Origin of the sequence: Micromonospora sp. NPDC049679 (genome assembly GCF_040659735.1) — a bacterium.
In the GTDB taxonomy this organism is placed as follows: domain Bacteria; phylum Actinomycetota; class Actinomycetes; order Mycobacteriales; family Micromonosporaceae; genus Micromonospora_I.
The window spans coordinates 27,618-49,547 of sequence record NZ_JBFANZ010000032.1 but is presented as its reverse complement, the minus strand read 5'-3'; the positions used below and the strand labels follow the sequence as shown (position 1 = coordinate 49,547).

18 protein-coding genes are annotated in these 21,930 nt (G+C 72.4%); 17 read left to right on the top strand and 1 reads right to left on the bottom strand.

Going from position 1 to position 21,930, the window contains the following annotated elements:
- The first annotated feature begins 39 nt into the window (after positions 1-39).
- The 15 genes from carA to AB0J06_RS19905 all read left to right on the top strand — a co-directional run bounded on the left by carA (position 40) and on the right by AB0J06_RS19905 (position 18,711).
- Positions 40-1,191, top strand: coding sequence for a glutamine-hydrolyzing carbamoyl-phosphate synthase small subunit (gene carA, locus AB0J06_RS19975; RefSeq protein ID WP_357430427.1), 1,152 nt, complete (start codon positions 40-42; stop codon positions 1,189-1,191).
- The gene (gene carB / locus AB0J06_RS19970; RefSeq protein WP_357430426.1) at positions 1,191-4,514 is read left to right on the top strand and encodes a carbamoyl-phosphate synthase large subunit; all 3,324 of its coding nucleotides are present in this window, start codon (positions 1,191-1,193) and stop codon (positions 4,512-4,514) included. Before carA ends, carB begins: the two co-directional genes overlap by 1 nt.
- Positions 4,515-4,581: 67 nt before the next feature.
- Positions 4,582-5,625: a quinone-dependent dihydroorotate dehydrogenase gene (locus tag AB0J06_RS19965; protein WP_357430445.1), complete on the top strand. Its 1,044-nt coding sequence runs from the start codon at positions 4,582-4,584 to the stop codon at positions 5,623-5,625.
- A 223-nt stretch (positions 5,626-5,848) separates the two neighbouring features.
- A complete protein-coding gene (gene bioA / locus AB0J06_RS19960) occupies positions 5,849-7,177 on the top strand; it encodes an adenosylmethionine--8-amino-7-oxononanoate transaminase (RefSeq protein ID WP_357430425.1) in 1,329 nt (442 codons plus the stop codon).
- Between the two features lie 16 nt (positions 7,178-7,193).
- Positions 7,194-8,036: an orotidine-5'-phosphate decarboxylase gene (pyrF, locus tag AB0J06_RS19955; protein ID WP_357430424.1), complete on the top strand. Its 843-nt coding sequence runs from the start codon at positions 7,194-7,196 to the stop codon at positions 8,034-8,036.
- 171 nt (positions 8,037-8,207) lie between these two features.
- Positions 8,208-8,525: an integration host factor, actinobacterial type gene (mihF, locus tag AB0J06_RS19950; RefSeq protein ID WP_357430423.1), complete on the top strand. Its 318-nt coding sequence runs from the start codon at positions 8,208-8,210 to the stop codon at positions 8,523-8,525.
- A gap of 32 nt (positions 8,526-8,557) precedes the next feature.
- A complete protein-coding gene (gene gmk / locus AB0J06_RS19945; protein WP_357430422.1) occupies positions 8,558-9,160 on the top strand; it encodes a guanylate kinase in 603 nt (200 codons plus the stop codon).
- A gap of 53 nt (positions 9,161-9,213) precedes the next feature.
- Positions 9,214-9,477 carry a DNA-directed RNA polymerase subunit omega gene (rpoZ, locus tag AB0J06_RS19940; protein WP_007075826.1) on the top strand — a complete coding sequence of 88 codons (264 nt, stop codon included), beginning with the start codon at positions 9,214-9,216 and terminating at the stop codon, positions 9,475-9,477.
- Positions 9,478-9,496: 19 nt separating this feature from the next.
- Positions 9,497-10,705 (top strand): bifunctional phosphopantothenoylcysteine decarboxylase/phosphopantothenate--cysteine ligase CoaBC, encoded by a 1,209-nt coding sequence (coaBC, locus tag AB0J06_RS19935; protein ID WP_357430421.1) that lies wholly within the window; start codon positions 9,497-9,499, stop codon positions 10,703-10,705.
- Between the two features lie 90 nt (positions 10,706-10,795).
- The gene (gene metK / locus AB0J06_RS19930) at positions 10,796-11,989 is read left to right on the top strand and encodes a methionine adenosyltransferase (protein ID WP_357430420.1); all 1,194 of its coding nucleotides are present in this window, start codon (positions 10,796-10,798) and stop codon (positions 11,987-11,989) included.
- 179 nt (positions 11,990-12,168) lie between these two features.
- Positions 12,169-14,331, top strand: coding sequence for a primosomal protein N' (locus AB0J06_RS19925; RefSeq protein WP_357430444.1), 2,163 nt, complete (start codon positions 12,169-12,171; stop codon positions 14,329-14,331).
- A 146-nt stretch (positions 14,332-14,477) separates the two neighbouring features.
- Positions 14,478-15,692, top strand: a complete 1,215-nt coding sequence (locus tag AB0J06_RS19920) for a cytochrome P450 (protein WP_357430419.1) — start codon at positions 14,478-14,480, stop codon at positions 15,690-15,692.
- An 81-nt stretch (positions 15,693-15,773) separates the two neighbouring features.
- Positions 15,774-16,334 carry a peptide deformylase gene (gene def / locus AB0J06_RS19915; protein ID WP_357430418.1) on the top strand — a complete coding sequence of 187 codons (561 nt, stop codon included), beginning with the start codon at positions 15,774-15,776 and terminating at the stop codon, positions 16,332-16,334.
- Positions 16,335-16,339: 5 nt separating this feature from the next.
- Positions 16,340-17,266: a methionyl-tRNA formyltransferase gene (gene fmt, locus AB0J06_RS19910; RefSeq protein WP_357430443.1), complete on the top strand. Its 927-nt coding sequence runs from the start codon at positions 16,340-16,342 to the stop codon at positions 17,264-17,266.
- Positions 17,263-18,711, top strand: a complete 1,449-nt coding sequence (locus AB0J06_RS19905) for a transcription antitermination factor NusB (RefSeq protein ID WP_357430417.1) — start codon at positions 17,263-17,265, stop codon at positions 18,709-18,711. Before fmt ends, AB0J06_RS19905 begins: the two co-directional genes overlap by 4 nt.
- 101 nt (positions 18,712-18,812) lie before the next feature.
- On the opposite strand, the gene AB0J06_RS19900 is transcribed toward AB0J06_RS19905, so the two are convergent.
- Positions 18,813-19,700: a septum formation family protein gene (locus AB0J06_RS19900; protein ID WP_357430416.1), complete on the bottom strand. Its 888-nt coding sequence runs from the start codon at positions 19,698-19,700 to the stop codon at positions 18,813-18,815.
- A 297-nt stretch (positions 19,701-19,997) separates the two neighbouring features.
- Here AB0J06_RS19900 and rpe point away from each other — a divergent pair, with 297 nt between their 5' ends.
- Positions 19,998-20,678 carry a ribulose-phosphate 3-epimerase gene (gene rpe / locus AB0J06_RS19895; protein WP_357430415.1) on the top strand — a complete coding sequence of 227 codons (681 nt, stop codon included), beginning with the start codon at positions 19,998-20,000 and terminating at the stop codon, positions 20,676-20,678.
- Positions 20,672-21,634, top strand: coding sequence for a response regulator (locus AB0J06_RS19890; protein ID WP_357430414.1), 963 nt, complete (start codon positions 20,672-20,674; stop codon positions 21,632-21,634). Before rpe ends, AB0J06_RS19890 begins: the two co-directional genes overlap by 7 nt.
- Positions 21,635-21,930: the final 296 nt, after the last annotated feature.

Here is a 21,930-nt window from a genome sequence, read left to right as displayed (position 1 = left end):
TGAGCTTGCGAGTCCCGCAGTCCCGATCGGAGGAGTGAAATGACGAAGCGGCGAGCCGCCATCCTCGTGCTCGAGGACGGGCGCACCTTCCACGGCGAGGCGTACGGCAGTGTGGGGGAGACGTTCGGCGAGGCCGTCTTCACCACCGGCATGACCGGTTACCAGGAGACGCTGACCGACCCCTCCTACCACCGCCAGGTGGTGGTGCAGACCGCGCCGCACATCGGCAACACCGGGGTCAACGACTCCGACGACGAGTCCGGGCGCATCTGGGTCGCCGGCTACGTGGTGCGCGACCCGGCCCGGCTCAGCTCCAACTGGCGGGCCACCGGGAGCCTGGAGGACCGACTCGCGGCCGAGGGCGTCGTCGGGATCTCCGGCGTCGACACCCGGGCGCTCACCCGGCACCTGCGCGAGCGCGGCGCGATGCGGGTCGGCGTGTCCAGTGTGGATGATGACCCGCAGGCGCTGCTGCGCCGGGTGCGCGAGACGCCGCAGATGGTCGGCGCCGACCTCTCCGCCGAGGTGAGCACGGCCCAGCCGTACACGGTCGCCGCGGAGGGGGAGCACCGGTTCACCGTCGCCGCGCTGGACCTGGGCATCAAGCGCAACGTGCCGCGCCGCCTCGCCGCGCGCGGGGTGACCACGCACGTGATGCCGGCCGGGTCGGGCATCGACGACCTGCTCGCCACCGGCGCGGACGCGGTGTTCTTCTCGCCCGGCCCGGGCGACCCGGCCACCGCCGACCACGCGGTCGAGCTGGCCCGCGAGGTGATGCGTCGCGAGGTCCCGCTCTTCGGCATCTGCTTCGGCAGTCAGATCCTCGGCCGGGCGCTCGGCTTCGGCACCTACAAGCTCGGGTACGGCCACCGCGGGATCAACCAGCCGGTGCTCGACCGGGCCACCGGCAAGGTCGAGGTGACCAGCCACAACCATGGCTTCGCCGTGGACGCGCCGCTCAACCAGGTGATCGACACGGACTTCGGCGCGGTCGAGGTCAGCCATGTGTGCCTCAACGACAACGTGGTCGAGGGGCTGCGGGCCAGGGACGTGCCCGCGTTCACCGTGCAGTACCACCCGGAGGCGGCGGCCGGCCCGCACGACGCGGACTACCTGTTCGACCGCTTCGCAGAGTTGATCGACGGTGGTTCCGGGGCGCACCGCGCCGCGACCGCTGGGAAGGGCCACTGATGCCCAAGCGCACAGATCTGAACCACGTCCTGGTGATCGGCTCCGGGCCGATCGTGATCGGACAGGCCTGCGAGTTCGACTATTCCGGCACCCAGGCGTGCCGGGTGCTGCGCGCCGAAGGGCTGCGCGTCTCGCTGGTCAACTCCAACCCGGCGACCATCATGACCGACCCGGAGTTCGCCGACGCCACCTACGTCGAGCCGATCACCCCCGAGTTCGTCGAGCTGGTCATCGCCAGGGAGCGCCCCGACGCGATCCTCGCCACGCTCGGCGGGCAGACCGCGCTCAACACCGCGGTCGCGCTGCACGAGGCGGGTGTGCTGGAGAAGTACGGCGTGGAGCTGATCGGCGCCGACATCGAGGCGATCCGCCGCGGTGAGGACCGGCAGCTCTTCAAGGAGCTCGTGGCGCGCGTCGGCGGCGAGACGCCGCGCAGCCGCGTCTGCCACTCCATGGACGAGGTCCGCGACACCGTCGGCGAGCTGGGGCTGCCGGTGGTGATCCGGCCGTCGTTCACGATGGGCGGGCTCGGCTCCGGAATGGCCCACACCGACGAGGACCTGACCCGGATCGCCGGCGCCGGTCTCGCCGCCAGCCCCGTGCACGAGGTGCTGATCGAGGAGAGCGTGCTCGGCTGGAAGGAGTACGAGCTCGAACTCATGCGCGACAAGCACGACAACGTGGTGGTCGTCTGCTCGATCGAGAACGTCGACCCGATGGGCGTGCACACCGGCGACAGCGTGACGGTCGCCCCGGCGATGACCCTGACCGACCGGGAGTACCAGCGCCTGCGCGACCTCGGCATCGCCGTGCTGCGCGAGGTGGGCGTGGACACCGGTGGCTGCAACATCCAGTTCGCGGTCAACCCGCGCGACGGCCGGCTGGTCGTCATCGAGATGAACCCCCGGGTCTCCCGGTCGTCCGCGCTCGCCTCGAAGGCGACCGGCTTCCCGATCGCCAAGATCGCGGCGAAGCTGGCGATCGGCTACACCCTCGACGAGATCCCCAACGACATCACGCTGCAGACCCCGGCCGCGTTCGAGCCGACCCTCGACTACGTGGTCGTCAAGATCCCGCGGTTCGCGTTCGAGAAGTTCCCCGGCGCCGATCCGGAGCTGACCACGACGATGAAGTCGGTCGGCGAGGCGATGAGCATGGGGCGCAACTTCACCGAGGCGCTCAACAAGGCGATGCGCTCGATGGAGACGTCGTCCCTCGGGTTCTGGACCACGCCCGACCCGGCCGGCGCCACGCTGGAGTCCACCCTGGACGCCCTGCGCACGCCGCACGACGGTCGGCTCTACACCGTCGAGCGGGCGCTGCGGCTGGGCGCGACGGTCGCGGAGGTCGCCGCGGCGTCCGGCGGGATCGACCCGTGGTTCCTCGACCAGATCGCCGCGCTGGTCGACCTGCGCGCGCAGATCATGGCGGCGCCCGTACTGGACGAGGCGTTGCTGCGGCACGCCAAGCGCGCCGGCCTGTCCGACCGGCAGTTGGCCGCGCTCCGTCCGGAGCTGGCCGGCGAGGACGGGGTACGGACCCTGCGCCACCGCCTCGGCCTGCGCCCGGTCTACAAGACGGTGGACACCTGCGCGGCCGAGTTCGCCGCGACGACGCCCTACCACTACTCGTCGTACGAGGAGGAGACCGAGGTCGCCCCCTCCGACCGCCCCAAGGTGCTGATCCTCGGCTCCGGGCCGAACCGGATCGGGCAGGGCATCGAGTTCGACTACTCGTGCGTGCACGCGGTGATGGCGCTGCGTGCGGCCGGCTACGAGACCGTGATGGTCAACTGCAATCCGGAGACGGTCTCGACCGACTACGACACCGCCGACCGTCTCTACTTCGAGCCGCTCACCTTCGAGGACGTGCTCGAGGTCTGGCACGCGGAGGACTCGTCGGGGCGGGCGGCCGGCGGCCCGGGCGTGATCGGGATGATCGTGCAGCTCGGTGGGCAGACGCCGTTGGGGCTGGCGCGCCGGCTCAAGGCCGCCGGCGTGCCGATCGTCGGCACCTCGCCCGAGTCGATCCACCTCGCCGAGGAGCGCGGCGCGTTCGGGGCGGTGCTCGCCAAGGGCGGGCTGCTGGCGCCGGCGCACGGCATGGCCACCTCGTACGACGAGGCGAAGGCGATCGCCGACGAGATCGGCTACCCGGTCCTGGTCCGTCCCTCGTACGTGCTGGGCGGCCGGGGCATGGAGATCGTCTACGACGACGCCACGCTGCGCGACTACATCGGCCGGGCCACGGACATCTCGCCGGAGCACCCGGTCCTGGTCGACCGGTTCCTCGACGACGCCATCGAGATCGACGTCGACGCGCTCTGCGACGCCACCGGTGAGGTCTACGTGGGCGGCGTGATGGAGCACATCGAGGAGGCCGGCATCCACTCCGGCGACTCCTCCTGCGCGCTGCCGCCGATCACCCTCGCCGGGTCGCATCTCGCGGCGGTGCGCGACTACACCGAGAAGATCGCCCGGGGCGTCGGGGTGCGCGGCCTGCTCAACGTGCAGTACGCGCTCAAGGACGATGTCCTCTACGTCCTGGAGGCCAACCCGCGGGCGTCGCGGACCGTGCCGTTCGTTTCGAAGGCGACCGCGGTGCCGCTGGCCAAGGCGGCCGCCCGGATCATGCTCGGCGCCACGATCGCCGAGCTGCGCGCCGAGGGGATGCTGGCGCCGACCGGTGACGGGGGCGCCATGCCGGTCAACGCGCCGATCGCGGTCAAGGAGGCGGTGCTGCCGTTCCAGCGGTTCCGCACCCCCTCGGGCAAGGGCGTCGACTCGCTGCTCGGCCCGGAGATGAAGTCCACGGGTGAGGTGATGGGGATCGACACGTCCTTCGGCAACGCCTTCGCCAAGTCCCAGGCCGCGGCGTACGGCTCGCTCCCCACCGGCGGCAAGATCTTCGTGTCGGTCGCCAACCGGGACAAGCGGGGCATGATCTTCCCGATCAAACGCCTGGCCGACCTCGGGTTCGAGATCGTCGCCACGGCCGGCACCGGTGAGGTGCTGCGCCGGCACGGGATCTCCTGCGAGGTGATCCGCAAGCACTGGGAGGAGCCCGGCGACGGCCCGAACGCGGTCTCGTTGATCGCGGCCGGCGAGGTCGGGCTGGTGATCAACACGCCGCAGGGCTCCGGGGCGAGCGCCCGCTCCGACGGCTACGAGATCCGCAGCGCCGCGGTGACCGCCGACATCCCGTGCATCACCACGGTGCCGGGCGCCGCGGCCGCGGTGATGGGCATCGAGGCCCTGATGCGCGGCGACATGTCCGTACGGCCGCTGCAGGAGCTGCACGCGGCCCTACGGGCCGCCCAGTGACCCGCCCCGCCGCGTTGATCATGGGCATACGCGCGACATTCGGGACACTCGGATGGCGTGTATGCCCATGATCAACGGGTACGGGCTGGCCCGGGCCGCGCTGTTCCGGATCGGCGGCGGAGACGCCGAGGCGGCGCACGAGTGGACGCTGCGCCGCCTCGCGGCCGTGTCGGGCAGCCGGGTGGCGCTCGCCGCGCTGCACGCCCGCTACGCCGTGCCGGCGCCCCGCCGGGTCTTCGGGGTGGACTTCCCCAACGCGGTCGGGCTGGCGGCCGGCATGGACAAGAACGGCGTCGCTCTGCCGGCGTGGCCGGCGCTCGGCTTCGGCTTCGTCGAGGTCGGCACCGTGACCGCGCACGCCCAGCCGGGCAATCCACGGCCGCGGTTGTTCCGGCTCCCGGACAGCGAAGCCGTGATCAACCGGATGGGTTTCAACAACGCGGGTGCGGCCGCGTTGGCCGCCCGGCTCGGGGCGCTCGGCCCGCTGACCGACGGCTCGCGGTTTGGCGGCGGGCGCCGGGTGCCGCTCGGCATCTCGCTGGGCAAGTCGAAGGTGACGCCGCTGGACGAGGCCGTGGACGACTATCTGGCGTCGTACAAGGCGTTGAGCGGGCACGGCGACTACTTCGCGGTCAACGTCTCCTCGCCCAACACTCCCGGCCTGAGATCGCTGCAGGACCGCGATCAGCTCGACGCGATCCTGTCGGCCCTGGTGGGGGAGAAGCCGATCCTCGTCAAGATCGCCCCGGACCTGACCGAGACGGCGATCGCCGAGCTGCTGGAGGTCTGCCTGGACCGGGGCGCCGCCGGCGTGATCGCGACGAACACGACTCTCGCCCGCGACGGGCTGGCCTCCGTCGACACGCCGCGCGCAGGCGAGGCGGGCGGCCTCTCCGGGCGTCCGCTGACCGACCGGGCCCGCGCCGTCGTCTCCTTCGTGCACCGGGAAAGCGGCGGTGCGCTGCCGGTCGTCGGCGTGGGCGGGATCCTCGACCCCGACGACGCGGCCCGGATGTTCGACGCCGGGGCGAGCCTGGTGCAGCTCTACACGGGTTTCATCTTCCGCGGGCCGGCGCTGGTGCGCGCCATCGCCCGGCAGACCCGCCGGTGATTCGCGGATCCGGCCGGGCGGGCCGCCACACGCCCGGGCGTATCGCGGCCACGTGCCCGCCGGTGAGCGGCGGGCTCCCGTCCGGTCGCTCTGCTCTGCTTCCGGGCAGGAAGCGGGCGCCGGCCGGTCCGATGCCGATCGCTGACCCGACGTCCGCCGCTTCCTCCCGGGACGCAGAGCACAGGCGGGCGTCAGCATGTGCCGACGGAAGGGTGGCGATCGGGTGACCCCCGAGGAGATCGCCGGGTACGACGGGGCCCACGTCTGGCACCCCTACGCGCCGATGCCGGCGGCCATGCCGCCATACATCGTGGAGAGCGCCCGGGGCGTACGGCTGCGGTTCGCCGACGGCCGCGAGCTGGTCGACGCGATGTCGTCCTGGTGGGCGGCGATCCACGGCTACCGGCACCCGGTGCTCGACGCGGCCGTCACCGACCAGCTCGCCCGGATGAGCCACGTGATGTTCGGCGGCCTCACCCACGAGCCCGCGGTCACGCTGGCCCGGACCCTCGTGGAGCTCACCCCGCCCGGCCTGGAGCACGTGTTCCTCTGCGACTCCGGCTCGGTCAGCGTCGAGGTCGCGATCAAGATGTGTCTGCAGTACCAGCGGGGCCGCGGCCGTCCGGCCAAGCGGCGGCTCGCCACGTGGCGGGGCGGCTACCACGGGGACACCTTCCACCCGATGAGCGTCTGCGACCCCGAAGGGGGCATGCACCACCTCTGGACCGGCGTACTGCCCCGGCAGATCTTCGCGCCCCCGCCGCCCGACGGCGTCGACGCCCCCGTCGACGAGGCGTACGTCGCCGCGCTGACCGACGCGGTGGCGCGGCACGCCGACGAACTCGCCGCGGTCATCGTCGAGCCCGTCGTGCAGGGCGCGGGTGGCATGCGCTTCCACAACCCGGCCTACCTGCGGGTGCTGCGCGAGGTGACCGCCGCGCACGACGTGCTGCTCATCTTCGACGAGATCGCGACCGGCTTCGGCCGTACCGGGGCGCTCTTCGCCGCCGACCACGCCGGGGTGACCCCGGACGTGATGTGCGTGGGCAAGGCGCTCACCGGGGGCTACCTGACGCTGGCCGCGGCGCTCTGCACGCCGGCGGTCGCCGCGGGGATCTCGGCCGGGGGAGTGCTCGCGCACGGTCCGACCTTTATGGGCAATCCGCTCGCCTGTGCGGTCGCCAACGCCTCCATCGGCCTCCTGCGCGCCTCAACATCCCCAACGGGGGGTTGGGCGAGCCCTGCGCGTCACGGGGGCGGAACGGGCGACTGGGCGGGTGCGGTGACGCGGATCGAAGCCGGCCTGCGCGCCGGGCTGGCGCCGTTGGCCGACGCGCCCGGCGTGAGCGACGTCCGCGTGCTCGGCGCGATCGGGGTCGTGCAGCTGGACCGGGAGGTCGACATTCCGGCCGCGACGGCGGCCGCGGTCGCCGAGGGCGTCTGGATCCGGCCCTTCCGCGATCTGATCTACACCATGCCGCCGTACGTGGCGGACGACGAGGACATCGCGCGGATCGCCCGCGCGATCGGCGCGGCCGCCGCGGCGGCCTGAACGACAGGGGTACGGCATGGAGACCTTCGGCGTACGGCTGCACCGGGCGGTCCGCGAACGGGGGCCGCTCTGCGTCGGCATCGATCCGCACGCGTCGCTGCTGGAGCGCTGGGGGCTCGCGGACGACCTCGACGGGCTCACCCGCTTCACCGGGACCGTCGTCGAGGCCCTCGCCGACCGGGTCGCCGTCTTCAAACCGCAGTCCGCGTTCTACGAGCGTTTCGGCTCCCGCGGAGTGGCCGTGCTTGAGTCAACTATCCGACAGTTGCGTGAGGCCGGTGCGCTCGTCCTGCTCGACGTCAAGCGCGGCGACATCGGCTCGACCGTCGCCGCGTACGCCGCGGCGTACCTTGATCCGGCCAGTCCGCTGCACGTCGACGCGATCACCGCCAGCCCCTATCTGGGCGTCGGCGCGCTCGCACCGATGTTCGACACCGCCGCCGCGCACGGCGGCGGCGTCTTCGTGCTGGCGCTGACCTCCAATCCCGAGGGACGCGACGTCCAGCACGCGCGCACGGCCGACGGGCAGACCGTCGCCCAGACGGTGATCGATGCGATTTCCCAGCTCAATAGGGGTGCTGAGCCGCTCGGCAGCTTCGGACTGGTGGTCGGCGCGACGATCGGTGACACAGGTCACGATCTTTCCGGCGTCGGCGGTCCGCTCCTCGCGCCGGGGCTCGGCGCCCAGGGCGCGACCGCCGCTGACCTGCGTACGGTCTTCGGCACGGCGCTGCCGTCGGTCTTGCCGACGTACTCCCGAGAGGTGCTCGGCGCGGGTCCCACAGCGCCGGGTCTGCGTGCCGCGACCGACCGTGTGCTGGCCGAATGTCGGGCCGCGCTGGGTGTCGCGGCTGAGTGACCGGCCCGTCCTGTTTAAGTGATCATGGCGTGCCCACGTTGCCGAAAACGCCGCTGGCCGCTAGTTTTCCCCGCGCTGGGAACCACATGCCCCTTTGGTTCACAGCCACATCACGTTTCACAGCTGCGGCGGTGCGCCCCGCCCGTCGCAATAGGGACCTGAGGAGAACTGGTGCCGCTCCCGTCACTGACCCCCGAACAGCGTGCTGCAGCGCTCGAGAAGGCCGCGGAGATCCGCAAAGCCCGTGCCGAGCTGAAGGATCAGCTCAAGCAGGGCAAGACCACCCTCGCCGCGGTGCTGGACCGGGCGGAGGCCGACGACGTTGTCGGCAAGCTCAAGGTTTCGGCCGTCCTCCAGGCGATGCCGGGCATCGGCAAGATCCGGGCGACCCAGATCATGGAGAAGCTCAAGATTGCCGACAGCCGGCGCCTGCGGGGCCTCGGCGAGCAGCAGCGCAAGGCGCTGCTTGGGGAGTTCGCTGCGAACTGATTCGCAGGACCGTGTAGAAACAAGCAGTGAGCATGGATGACGACGCGCGCCCGGCAGCTCGGCTCACTGTCCTTTCCGGCCCCTCCGGGGTCGGCAAGGACAGTGTCATCGAGCTGATCCGGGCGCGCTCGCCGTGGGTCTGGCTATCGGTGTCAGTCACCACGCGAAAGATGCGCGACTACGAGGTCGACGGGGTGCACTACTACTTCGTCGACCGCCCCGAGTTCGAACAGATGATCGCCGACGGCCAGCTGCTGGAGTGGGCCGAGTTCGCGGGAAACCTCTACGGCACACCGCGTGCCGCGGTGGAGGCCCGCCTGCACAACGGCGAGCCGGTCCTGTTGAAGATCGACCTACAGGGCGCGCGGCAGGTCCGGGCCAGCATGCCCGAGGCGCAGCTGGTCTTCCTGGCGCCGCCGAGCGTCGAGGAGCTCAAGCGCCGGCTGATCGGGCGCGGCACCGACGACGACGAGACGATCCGGCGTCGGCTGGTGCACGCCGACGAGGAGCTCGCCGCCGAGCACGAGTTCGATGTAACGGTGGTCAACGACCAGGTCGAGCGGGCGGCTGAAGAGCTGGTAGGCTTGCTCGGTTCATCGTTTTTGACCCCTGCCCAACCGCAGAGCTCCGCCTGAGCAGATCTGCCCGGGAGCCTGTCGCCGGCCGACGATACAGAGGTTGCACACACGTGGGATCCATCGCGAATCCGGAAGGCATCACCAACCCGCCGATCGACGAGCTCTTGGAGAAGACCACGTCGAAGTACGCGCTGGTGATCTTCGCTGCCAAGCGCGCGCGACAGGTCAACGCCTACTACAGCCAGCTCGGTGAGGGCCTGCTCGAGTACGTGGGTCCGCTGGTGGAGACCACCCCGCAGGAGAAGCCGCTCTCGATCGCCATGCGGGAGATCAACGCCGGGCTGCTCACCGCTGAGCCGACCGACCAGCCCTGATCGTCCGGCTGCCGGCGCGATGGCTCCCCGTGTAGTCCTCGGCGTCGCCGGCGGGATCGCCGCCTACAAGGCGTGCGAGCTGCTGCGCCTCTTCACCGAGTCCGGCCACCGGGTGCGGGTGGTGCCGACCGCTTCGGCGTTGCGCTTCGTCGGGGCGCCGACCTGGGCGGCGCTCTCCGGCCAGCCGGTCGCCGATGACGTCTGGTCGGACGTGCACGAGGTCCCGCACGTCCGGCTCGGCCAGGAGGCCGACCTCGTCGTCGTCGCGCCCACGACCGCCGACGTGCTGGCCAAGGCGGCCCACGGGCTCGCTGATGACCTGCTCACCAACACCCTGCTGACCGCCCGCTGCCCGGTCGTGCTGGCGCCCGCCATGCACACCGAGATGTGGGAACATCCCGCCACCGTCGACAACGTGGCGACGCTGCGCCGTCGGGGTGTGCTGGTGATCGAGCCCGCTGTCGGTCGGCTGACCGGCGTCGACACGGGCAAGGGGCGGCTCCCCGATCCGGCGCAGATCTTCGCGTTCGCCCGTCGGGTCCTCGCCCGCGGCGCCGCCGCGCCACCCGATCTGGCCGGACGGCACGTCGTCGTCACCGCCGGCGGCACCCGTGAGCCGCTCGACCCCGTCCGCTTCCTCGGCAACCGGTCCTCCGGGAAACAGGGCTACGCCTTCGCCCGCACCGCCGCCGCGCGCGGCGCCCGGGTGACGCTCGTCTCCGCCAACGTGACGCTCGCCGACCCGGCCGGGGTCGATCTCGTCCGGGTGGGCACGACCGAGGAGTTGCGGGTGGCGACCCTGGCGGCGGCGGCCACGGCCGACGTGGTCGTGATGGCGGCGGCTCCCGCGGACTTCCGCCCCGCCACCTACGCCAGTTCGAAGATCAAGAAATCCGATGACGGCGTGTCGCCGGTGATCGAACTGGTCACCAATCCGGACATCGCCGCCGAACTCGGCGCATGCAAGCGTCCCGGCCAGGTGCTGGTGGCATTCGCCGCCGAGACCAGCGACGCGCTGGACAATGCGCGGGCCAAGCTCGTCCGGAAGCGGGCCGACCTGATCGTGGTCAACGAGGTCGGCGTCGACAAGGTCTTCGGCGCGGAGACGAACGCCGCCACGGTGCTGGGCGCGGACGGCTCGACGGAGGTGCTGCCCGAGCAGCCCAAGGAGGAGTTGGCCGAGGCGGTGTGGGATCTGGTGCTGCGCCGACTGGCCCACGAATCCTGATTGTGAGCAACCCTCCGGCTTGGCCTCCGCCGCTCCGTGGACGGTGGCTAGACTGCCGCGGGAACTACTCGTTGAGATTTAGGGAGCACCGTGGCACGCCGCCTATTCACCTCCGAGTCGGTCACGGAGGGGCATCCCGACAAGATCGCCGACCAGATCAGCGACGGCATTCTCGATGCGCTGCTGGCCGAGGACCCACGTAGCCGTGTGGCGGTCGAGACGCTGATCACGACCGGCCAGGTGCACGTCGCCGGTGAGGTGACGACGAAGGCGTACGCCGACATTCCGACCATCGTTCGCAAGACGATCGTCGACATCGGATACGACTCGTCGAAGAAGGGCTTCGACGGTGTTTCCTGTGGCGTGAGCGTGTCGATCGGCTCCCAGTCCCCGGACATCGCTCAGGGCGTGGACAGCGCGTTCGAGCTGCGGACCGGCGAGACCGGCGACCTCCTCGACGCGCAGGGCGCCGGCGACCAGGGGATGATGTTCGGCTTCGCCTGCTCGGAGACGCCCGAGTTGATGCCGCTGCCGATCGCGCTGGCGCACCGGCTGGCCCGCCGGCTCTCCGCCGCGCGCAAGGACGGCACGATCCCCTACCTGCGCCCCGACGGCAAGACCCAGGTGACGATCGAATACGACGGTCTCCGCCCGGTGCGCCTCGACACCGTCGTGGTGTCGAGCCAGCACGCCGCGGACATCTCGCTGGAGTCGCTGCTCACGCCGGACGTCCGCGAGCACGTCATCGCCCCGGAGCTGGAGGGGCTGGGGCTGGAGACCGAGGGCTACCGGCTGCTGGTCAACCCGACGGGACGCTTCGAGATCGGCGGTCCGATGGGTGACGCCGGTCTGACCGGCCGCAAGATCATCGTCGACACCTACGGCGGTTACGCCCGGCACGGTGGCGGCGCCTTCTCCGGCAAGGATCCATCCAAGGTCGACCGCTCGGCGGCGTACGCGATGCGGTGGGTGGCCAAGAACGTGGTCGCCGCCGGGCTCGCCGAGCGCTGCGAGGTCCAGGTGGCGTACGCGATCGGCAAGGCGCACCCGGTGAGCCTGTTCGTGGAGACGTTCGGCACCGAGAACGTGCCGGTGGAGCGGATCGAGAAGGCGATCGCCGCGGTCTTCGACCTGCGTCCGGCCGCGATCATCCGTGACCTCGACCTGCTGCGCCCGATCTACCAGCAGACCGCCGCCTACGGCCACTTCGGCCGGGAGTTGCCCGACCTGACGTGGGAGAACACCGACCGCGCCGGCGACCTGAAGTCCGCGGCAGGAGCCTGACCACCCGCGCCTCGTCCCGTCGATCAAGGACGTCTTCACATGGTTCGATCTCTGATCGTGTGAACACGTCCTTGATCGCGAATGGATTCCTTGATCGACGGGACGACGCCCCGGACGGGCCCGGATAGCTGACGGGCGGGGCGGGGTGGGAGACACGTCACCCGCGCGACTCCGCGAACCTGGGTGCCGTCGCCCGGACAGGGCAAGATGGCGCGGTGACGACCACGCGGAAGCGGAGCGACCGGCAGCCGGCCGAACGGCTGCCGGTCGCCCGCGTCTGCGTCGACGTGCCGCTTCCGCACCTGGACCGCCCGTTCGACTACCTCGTGCCGGCCGAGTTCGCCGACGATGCCCAGCCCGGAACGCGGGTCCGGGTGCGGTTCGCCGGCCAACTCGTCGACGGGTGGCTGTTGGCCCGGGCCGAGTCGTCGGAGCACGGCGGACGACTGGCCTACCTTGAGCGTCTCGTCTCACCCGAGCCGGTGCTGACCCCCGAGATCGCCCGGCTGGCACGGGCGGTCGCCGACCGGTACGCCGGAAACCTGGCAGACGTGCTGCGCCTCGCCGTCCCACCGCGTCACGCCCGCGCCGAACAGGCGCCCGCCGCGCCCGCCGATCCCGCGACCGCCGACGCCGCCACCGAGGTTGCCGCCAGCGCAGACACCGCCACCGGCGATGGCGCCACCGAGGATCCCGCCACCGCCGGGACCGCCAGCATCGCCAGCGCAGACGCCGCCACGGACGGCGCCGCGGCCACCGCCCTGACCGACGAGGGCAAGCTCGTGGAGACCCTGGCGGAGGGGTGGCGCGACTACCCGACCGGACCGGGCTTCCTGCGCGCCGTCGCCGCGGGTCGGGCGCCGCGGGCGGTCTGGTCGGCGCTTCCGGGGGAGGAGTGGCCGGTCCGCTTCGCGGAGGCGGCCGCCGCGACCGTCGCCGGCGGACGTGGCGTCGTCGCCGTGGTCGCCGACGCCCGTGACCTGGCGCGCCTCGACGCGGCGTTGACCGCCGTGCTCGGCCCCGGCCGGCATGTCGCGCTCTCCGCGGCGCTCGGCCCAGCCCGCCGGTACCGGGCCTTCCTGGCCGCGAGCCGCGGCACCGTGCCGGTCGTGGTCGGCACCCGGGCCGCGATGTTCGCCCCCGTCGAGCGGCTGGGTCTGGTCGCGATCTGGGACGACGGGGACGATCTGCACGCCGAGCCCCGGGCACCGTACCCGCACGCCCGTGACGTCTTGCTGACCCGCGCGCAGCTCGCCGACGCCGCGGTGCTCGTCGGCGGGCACGCCCGCACGGGCGAGGCGCAGCAACTGGTCGAGACGGGTTGGGCGAAGGAGATCGCGGCAACGCGGGAGACGCTGCGGGGGCGTACCCCGCAGATCGCCCCGACCGGCGACGATCCGCAACTGGCCCGCGACCCGGCCGCCGCGACGGCCCGGCTGCCGAGCCTGGCGTGGCAGGCGGCGCGCGCGGCGCTCAAGGCCGACACACCGGTGCTCGTGCAGGTGCCGCGGCGCGGCTACCTGCCGTCGATGTCCTGTGAGGACTGCCGCACCCCGGCGCGCTGCCCGCACTGCGCCGGTCCGCTCGCGCTGCGCTCGTCCCAGTCCACCCCCGCCTGCCAGTGGTGCGGCCGGGTCGCCGCCGCCTACGCCTGCCCGCACTGCGGCGGCCGCCGCCTCCGGGCCTCGATCGTGGGCGCCCGACGCACCGCCGAGGAGCTCGGCCGGGCCTTCCCCGGCGTGCCGGTCCGGACGTCCGGCCGCGACGAGGTCCTCTCCGTGGTGCCCGGTGGCGCCGCCGTGGTGGTCGCCACGCCGGGCGCCGAGCCGGTCGCCGAGGGCGGCTACGGAGCCGTGCTGCTGCTGGACACCTGGGCGCTGCTGACCCGCGCCGACCTGCGCGCGAGCGAGGAGGCGCTGCGGCGCTGGCTGAGCGCCGCGGCGCTGGCGCGGCCGGCTTCCGCCGGCGGCCGCGTCGTCGTGGTGGCCGACGGCGGACTGCCGCCGGTGCAGGCGCTGTTGCGCTGGGATCCGGGCTGGTTCGCCGCCCGTGAGTTGGCGGAGCGCCGCGAGCTGGGGTTCCCGCCGGCGGCCCGGATGGCGAGCGTCACCGGCCTGCCGCCCGCCGTCGCCGATCTGCTCGCGGCCGTGCGGCTGCCGGAGGAGGCGGAGCTGCTCGGTCCCGTGCCCGCCGGGGAGGACCAGGAGCGGATGCTGGTCCGGGTGACGCGGTCCCGCGCGGCGGCCCTGGCCCGGGCGTTGCATGAGGCGGCCGGGTTGCGCGCGGCGCGCAAGGCGAGCCAGTCGGTGCGGATCCAGATCGATCCGCTCGAGCTCTTCTGAGCGCCGCGCGCGGTCGCGCCCGTTACCGCGGGGCGCTGGCGATCACGGGCGGACGGTGCTGCGCGGTTTCGGGCATGATGGGGCCCTCAGCGCCCGATGGGGTCTTCGGCGCGCCTGGGAAGACCTGCTCCGGGAAGGTTCGTGCCGTGGACGCTGCCTCCGCCATCGCCCTGCTGATGACCCCCGACGGTCGACGCGACCCCTACCCGACGTACGAGCTGTTGCGGGCGCACGGTTCCGTCGTGGCGGCGGGCGACCGGTTCACCGTCGTCACCGGTTACGCGGCCGTCGACCAGCTGCTGCGCGATCCCCGGATGATCGTGCTGGAAGGCGAGATGCGCGATCAGCAGTGGCCGGACTGGCGCGACAACCGCGCCATCTCCTCGATCGCCATCTCGATGCTGCGGACCAACCCGCCCAACCACACCCGGATGCGTCGCCTGGCGGCCGGCGCGTTCACCGCGCGGCGGATCGCCGCGATGCGCGACGTGGTGACGGCCCAGACCACGTCGCTGGTGGCGGGGATGACCGAGCGGGGGCACGGCGGTCAGGCCGTCGATTTCATGTCGGCGTTCGCCTACCCGCTGCCGGTCGGCGTCATCTGCGCCCTGCTCGGGGTCCCGGCCGCCGATCACCCCTGGTTCCGGCAGCGCGCCGCCGATCTGACCGCGGTGCTGGAGCCGGAGATCAACCTCGACGAGATGGCGGCGGCGAGCCGGGGAGCGGCCGAGCTGGAGGAGTACTTCACCGAGCTGATCCGGCAGCGCCGTGCGGCGCCGGGCGAGGACCTGATCACCGCGCTGGTGCAGGCGCACGACGCGGGCGGGGACCGGCTCTCCGGCGACGAGCTCCTGGCCAACCTCGTACTGCTGCTGGTCGCGGGCTTCGAGACCACCACCAACCTGCTCGGCAACGGTCTGTTCGCACTGCTGGAGCGTCCGGAGCAGATGGATCGGCTGCGGGCCGACGACTCGCTCGCCGCCGCGTACGTGGAGGAGATGCTGCGCTTCGACTCCCCGGTGCAGCTCACTACCCGGGTCGCCGGCGCGTCGGCCCAGGTCGACGGAGCGACCGTTCCGGAGGGCTCCTGGCTGTTGCTGCTGCTCGGCGCCGCCAACCACGACCCCGCGCGCTTCGCCGACCCCGGCCGCTTCGATCCCGACCGGCCGCAGAACCACCCGATCTCGTTCGGCGCCGGCGCCCACTACTGCCTCGGCGCCGCGTTGGCCCGGTTGGAGGCCCAGGTGGCGTTCCCGATGCTGCTGCGCGCCCTGCCGGCGCTCGCCCTCGCCGGCGTGCCGCGACGCCGGGTCCGGCTCACCCTGCGCGGCTTCGCGACCCTGCCGGTCCGGGTGGGGTAAGAGCGGCTCGCGGCGGTGATCGGCGCACTCCGTAGACTGATACGGCAGCAAAAGCCGCCACCGACGAAGGAGCCACCGCGCGTGACCGTTCAGCCCATCCGTCTGTTCGGGGATCCCGTGTTGCGCACGCCGGCCGAGTCGGTGGTCGACTTCGACGCCGAGCTGCGCAAGCTGGTCGCCGACCTCACCGACACGATGCTCGAGCAGAGCGGCGCCGGCCTGGCCGCGCCGCAGCTCGGCGTGGGGCTGCGGGTCTTCACCTTCGACGTCGACGACGTCGTCGGGCACCTGATCAACCCGGTCCTCGAGTTCCCCGACGAGGAGGAAGAGGAGGGCCCGGAGGGCTGCCTCTCCATCCCCGGGCTCTACTTCGACACCAAGCGTCGGCTCAACGTGGTCGCAAAGGGCTTCAACGAGTACGGCGACCCGATGCAGATCGTCGGCACGGGGCTGATGGCGCGCTGCGTGCAGCACGAGACCGATCACCTCGACGGTGTGCTCTTCCTCGACCGGCTCGACCCGAAGGGGCGCAAGGAGGCGATGAAGGCGATCCGCCAGGCCGAGTGGTACGACCAGGGCGCCCCGCCGGTGATCAAGGTCAGTCCGCACGCCGCGGTGAGCCCGTTCGGGCTGGGTGGGTGAGCGGGATGCGCCTGGTCTTCGCCGGCACCCCCGCCGTCGCGCTGCCCGCCCTGGACGCCATCGCCGCGTCCCGGCATGAGCTCGTGGCCGTGGTCACCCGTCCCGACGCCCCGGCCGGGCGCGGCCGACGGCTGGTCCGGTCGCCCGCCGCCGCCTGGGCCGACGAGCGGGGCATCGAGGTGCTCACGCCGCAGCGTCCCCGCGAGCCCGATTTCCTCGACCGGTTGCGGGAGTTGGCCCCCGACTGCGTGCCGGTGGTCGCCTACGGCGCCCTGGTCCCGCCGGTCGCGCTGGAGATCCCGACCCACGGCTGGGTCAACCTGCACTTCTCGCTGCTGCCCGCGTGGCGCGGCGCCGCGCCGGTGCAGCACGCGGTGCTGCACGGCGACGCGGTGACCGGCGCGAGCGTCTTCCAGCTCGAGGCGGGGCTCGACACCGGTCCCGTCTTCGGCGCCCTGACCGATGAGATCCGGCCCACCGACACCTCCGGCGATCTGCTGGAGCGCCTCGCCGTCTCCGGCGCACAGCTGCTGGTGGCGGTCCTCGACGCGATCGAGGCCGGCAGGGTGCGCGCCGAGCCACAGCCGGCCGACGGTGTCTCCCTGGCGCCGAAGCTGACCGTCGAGGACGCGCAGATCCGTTGGGCGGAGCCGGCCTTCGCGGTGGACCGGCGGATCCGGGCCTGTACGCCCGCGCCGGGCGCGTGGACGACGTTCCGCGACGAGCGGGTGAAGCTCGGTCCGGTGCTGCCGGCCGCCGACGGACCCGACCTCAAGCCCGGGGAACTCCTGGTCGGACGCGGCCACGTGCTGGTCGGCACCGCGACCACCCCGGTCACGCTGGGCGAGGTCCGGGCCGCGGGCAAGAAGGCGATGCCGGCGCCCGACTGGGCGCGCGGCGTACGAGTGCAGACCGGGGAGAGGTTCGCGTGACTGATCGCCCCCACAGCACGGGACGTCCGCAACGCGCGGGACGCCCCGGCGATGACCGCTCCGGTCGCCCGGCCCGTCCGGCGCGGGCGGCGGACCTGCCGCGGCAGGCCGCATACGAGGCGATCGCGGCAGTGCACCGCGACGACGCGTACGCGAACATCGTGCTTCCGTCGATTCTGCGCGACCTGCGGCTGTTCGGCCGCGACGCCGCCTTCGCCACCGAGCTCACCTACGGCACGCTGCGCGCCCTCGGCACGCTCGACGCGATCATCGCCGCGGCCGCCGAGCGGCCGGTGGACCGGATCGACCCGCCGGCCCGCGACGCCCTCCGGCTGGGCGCCTACCAACTGCTGCACACGCGGGTGCCCCCCCACGCGGCGGTCTCCTCCACCGTCGATCTCGTACGGTCGGTCGCGCCGGCGGCCACCGGATTCACCAACGCGGTGATGCGCGAGATCACCACCCGCGATGTGGACGCCTGGGTGGAGCAGCTCGCCCCGCCGTACGACACCGATCCGATCGGGCACCTCGCCCTGGCCTACAACCATCCGCAGTGGATCGTCCGGTCGTTCCAGGAAGCGCTCGGTGGTGACCTGGGGGAGACGACCCGACTGCTGATCGAGAACAACGAGCGTCCCGCGGTGCACCTCTGCGTGCGGCCGGGCCGCGCCGATGTGATCGAGCTGGCCGACGAGGTCGGCGGGGCGCCGGGCGCCTTCTCGCCGTACGCGGTCTATCTGCCCGGCGGCGCGCCGGGTGAGCTCGCCGCGCTGCGCGACGGCCGGGCGCACGTGCAGGACGAGGGCTCGCAGTTGGTGGCGGCGGCGCTGGTCGGGGCGCCGCTGGACGGCGAGGACACCCGCTGGCTCGACCTGTGTGCCGGGCCGGGCGGCAAGACCGGTCTGCTCGGTGCCCTGGCCGTCGAGCGGGGTGCGGCGGTGACCGCGGTCGAGATCGCCGAACACCGCGCCCGGCTGGTCTCGCAGGCGACCCACGGGTTGCCGGTGACCGTGCTCTGCGCCGACGGGCGCTCCGTCGGGGCCGGTTCCGATCTGCCCGAGGGAAGTTTCGACCGGGTGCTGGTCGACGCGCCCTGCACCGGGCTCGGCGCGCTGCGCCGGCGGCCCGAGGCGCGGTGGCGACGGCAGCCCTCGGATCTGCCGCCGCTGACCCGGCTGCAACGGGAACTGCTCGGCGCCGCCCTGCGGGCGGTGCGTCCCGGCGGGTTGGTCGCCTATGTGACGTGCTCGCCGCACACCGTGGAGACACACGTGACGGTCACCGAGGCGGCGCGGCGCTCCGGCGTGCCGGTCGACTTCGTCGACGCCCGGCCGCTGCTTCCCGCGGGGATGCCGGGGCTCGGCGACGGGCCGACGGTCCAGCTGTGGCCGCATCGGCACGGCACGGACGCGATGTTCCTGGCGGTGCTGCGCCGCGGCGAGTGAGCGACGGCGGGTGTCCCGGCCGACGCCGCGGCTTCCCGGTCGACCGCGAGAGACCGAACGGTAGCGGGTGGCGGTAGCGCCGACGGGCCCGTGCACCGTCCCTATCGCAGCGGGAGCACCTTGTCGCCGCCGCCCTGCACCGAGCGGGTCAGCAGCGGGGCGCTGCGCCACAGGAAGCACTGGACGCCGCGGTTGCCCGCGCTCCACGCCTGCTCGTTCGGCGGGTAGATGATGGTGCCCGCGCGGTATTTCGCGGTGTTCCGCGGCACCTTCGCGTAGCTCGCGACGACGTCGAGACAGCCCTTGTGGGTGCGGTCGGAGTCCTTGACGAGGGATTCCCAGGTGATGTCGGGGGCGGTGTAGATCCCGACGTACTCGCTGTGGTGCGGCTTGTCGCAGCCGATCGGCTCCATCCGCTCGACCCTGTCCTTGACGATCTTCGGCTCGAAGCAGCCGTAGGCGAGCGGGGAGGCGCCGGCGGCCGCGCCCGCGAGGCTGCTCGTGCGGGTCACCCGCGCCCCGTCGTCGAGGTTGTCCATCTCGCCGAGGTCGCAGCGGAACCACCTGCCGCCACCGGACCAGGCGTGCTCGGAGGCGATGACGACGCTGAGCTCCAGCCGGGTGCCCCGCCATTCGGCCCCGACGAATTCGGTCGCCTTCTTGTCGCACTCGGCGTAGGCGGCGCGGGCCGCCGGAGAGCCGGCGGGCGGCGGCGTCGCGCGTGCGGCGTGCTCCGCCGTGAAGGTGCCGACGTGCACCGTCTCGAGCACGTGCGACGCGGCGCAGTCGGAGGGGTTGTAGACGCTGACGTAACCGGTGTCGTCCCACCGCTGGTGGCAGATCTTGGCGGCCGGCAGGAACGGCTTCGGTTCGCCGAGCGCCGCCCAGTCGTCGGTGAGGACGCCGTCGACGCCCCCCGGCGTGCCGCAGCCGGCGAGCGCCACGGCCATGACGCCGCCCAGCGCCATCGCGGTCAACCACCGTCGCATCGCAGGCCCTCCCCAGGGACTTCCGGGTCATCCGCGCGCGGCCCGTGCCGCGCCAGGGTGACCCACCGGCGCAGGAGCATATGTCACGGGCGTCCGGTGCTGATGTCCCGTGGCACGCATCCCCGTCGATCGCCTCAGGGCCGTGGGGGATTCGCCGGGTACGCGGGTGTTCGAGCTGCTCCGGTCCGACGCGGGCGGGTACAGCGCACCGCGCCGATGGTCGGGAGGCCGTCCGTTGCGCAGGACCCGCCCGGTGGCGCGTATCACGATCGTGCCGATCATTCGTACACTGGCGCGGTGACCGCACCATCGCCGATCGTCGCGCCCAGCATTCTCGCCGCCGATTTCGCCCATCTCGCCGCGGAGGCCCGGGCGGTGGAGGGGGCCGCGGACTGGTTGCACGTCGACGTGATGGACAACCATTTCGTGCCCAACCTGACCATCGGCCTGCCGGTCGTGCAGAGTCTGCTCGCGGCGACGAGCCTGCCGTTCGACGTCCATCTGATGATTGAGGACCCACGTCGGTGGGCCCCCGCCTACGCCGACGCCGGCGCCTACAACGTGACCTTCCACGCCGAGGCCTGCGACGACCCCGTCGCGCTCGCCAAGGAGTTGCGCTCGGCGGGGGCCAAGGCGGGGCTGGCGATCGACCGGGACACCCCGATCGACCGCTATCTGGAGCTGCTCCCCAGCTTCGACACATTGCTGATCATGACGATCAAGGCCGGTTTCGGTGGTCAGCGGTTCATCCCCGAACTGCTCGACAAGGTGCGCGCCGCGCGGCGGCACGCCGCGAGCGGGCATCTGGAGCTGCGGATCGAGGTGGACGGCGGGATCGCCGCCGACACCATCGAGCAGGCCGCGGCGGCCGGGGCCGACGCGTTCGTCGCGGGCACCGCGGTGTACGGCGCCGAGGACCCGGCCGAGGCGGTCCGGAGCCTCCGGCGACTCGCCGAGCAGACGCCGCGCCAGTGGTGACTGCCGATCCGGCCGACGAACGTGACCTGATCCTCGTCGTCGACGACGATCCGGACATCGCGCGCTTCGTCGAGGTCAACCTCAAGCTGCACGGCTTCGATGTCGTGCTCGCGAGGGACGGCCAGGAGGCGTTGGACCTGATCGAGCGGCAGCGCCCCGACCTGGCGGTCGTCGATCTGATGATGCCGCGGATCGGTGGGCTCGAACTCACCCGCCGGCTGCGCGCCAACCCGATGACCGCGGTGCTGCCGATCATCATGTTGACCGCGAAGGGGATGACCGTCGACAAGGTGGTCGGGTTGACCGCCGGCGCCGACGACTACCTGGTCAAGCCCTTCGACACCGCCGAGCTGGTCGCCCGGGTCGCGACCACCCTGCGGCGCAACCGGGAGTTCCGCGAGGTCTCCCCGCTGACCGGGCTGCCGGGCAACGCCCGCGTCGGACGGGAGATCACCGACCGGGTCCGCAGCGGCACCGACTACGCGGTCGCCTACATCGACATCGACCGGTTCAAGAGCGTCAACGACGTGTACGGGTTCGTCCGTGGCGACGAGTTCATCACCACCCTGGCCCGCTGCCTGCATCGCGCGGTGGTCTCCGTCGGCCTGCCGCCGGCCTTCCTCGGCCACATCGGCGGCGACGACTTCGTCGTGGTCTGCGCGCCGGAGCAGATGCGTCCCCTGATGGAGCGGGCGATCCCCGACTTCGAGCGCGCCGCCGACGACCTCTACGACCCGCAGGACGCGCAGCGCGGCTACGTCGAGGTGAAGGACCGGCGCGGCACCATCCAGCGCGCGGCGCTGGTGACGCTCTCCGTCGGCGCGGCCTTCTCCACCGGCAGCCGCCGCTTCACGGACTCGCGGGAGATCATCGCGGTCGCCAACGAGATGAAGTCGGTCGCCAAGGGGCAGTGGGGTTCATTCATCGCGACGGATCGACGGTTGTCCGAGGACTGACCCTGTGAGGTAGGTCGCCCTCGTGCGTGGGCGCGCCCGTCGGCGTGTAACACTCGGGTAGTACCCACCACGCGCTGGCGGGACTCGGTGTAATTCCGAACCGGCGGTGATCCGCGGCAGCAGCCACGGTAAGCCCGCGACCCGGTCGTCACCAACGGCCGGTGGACCTGGTGTGATCCCAGGGCCGACGGTTGGGGGCAGGGCGGCCCGGTGGGCCACCCGGCGCCCAGAAAGTCCGGATGGGAGACAGCGCGCGGGACGGACGAGCCTATCGGCGGCCGGCACTGTACGCCGCT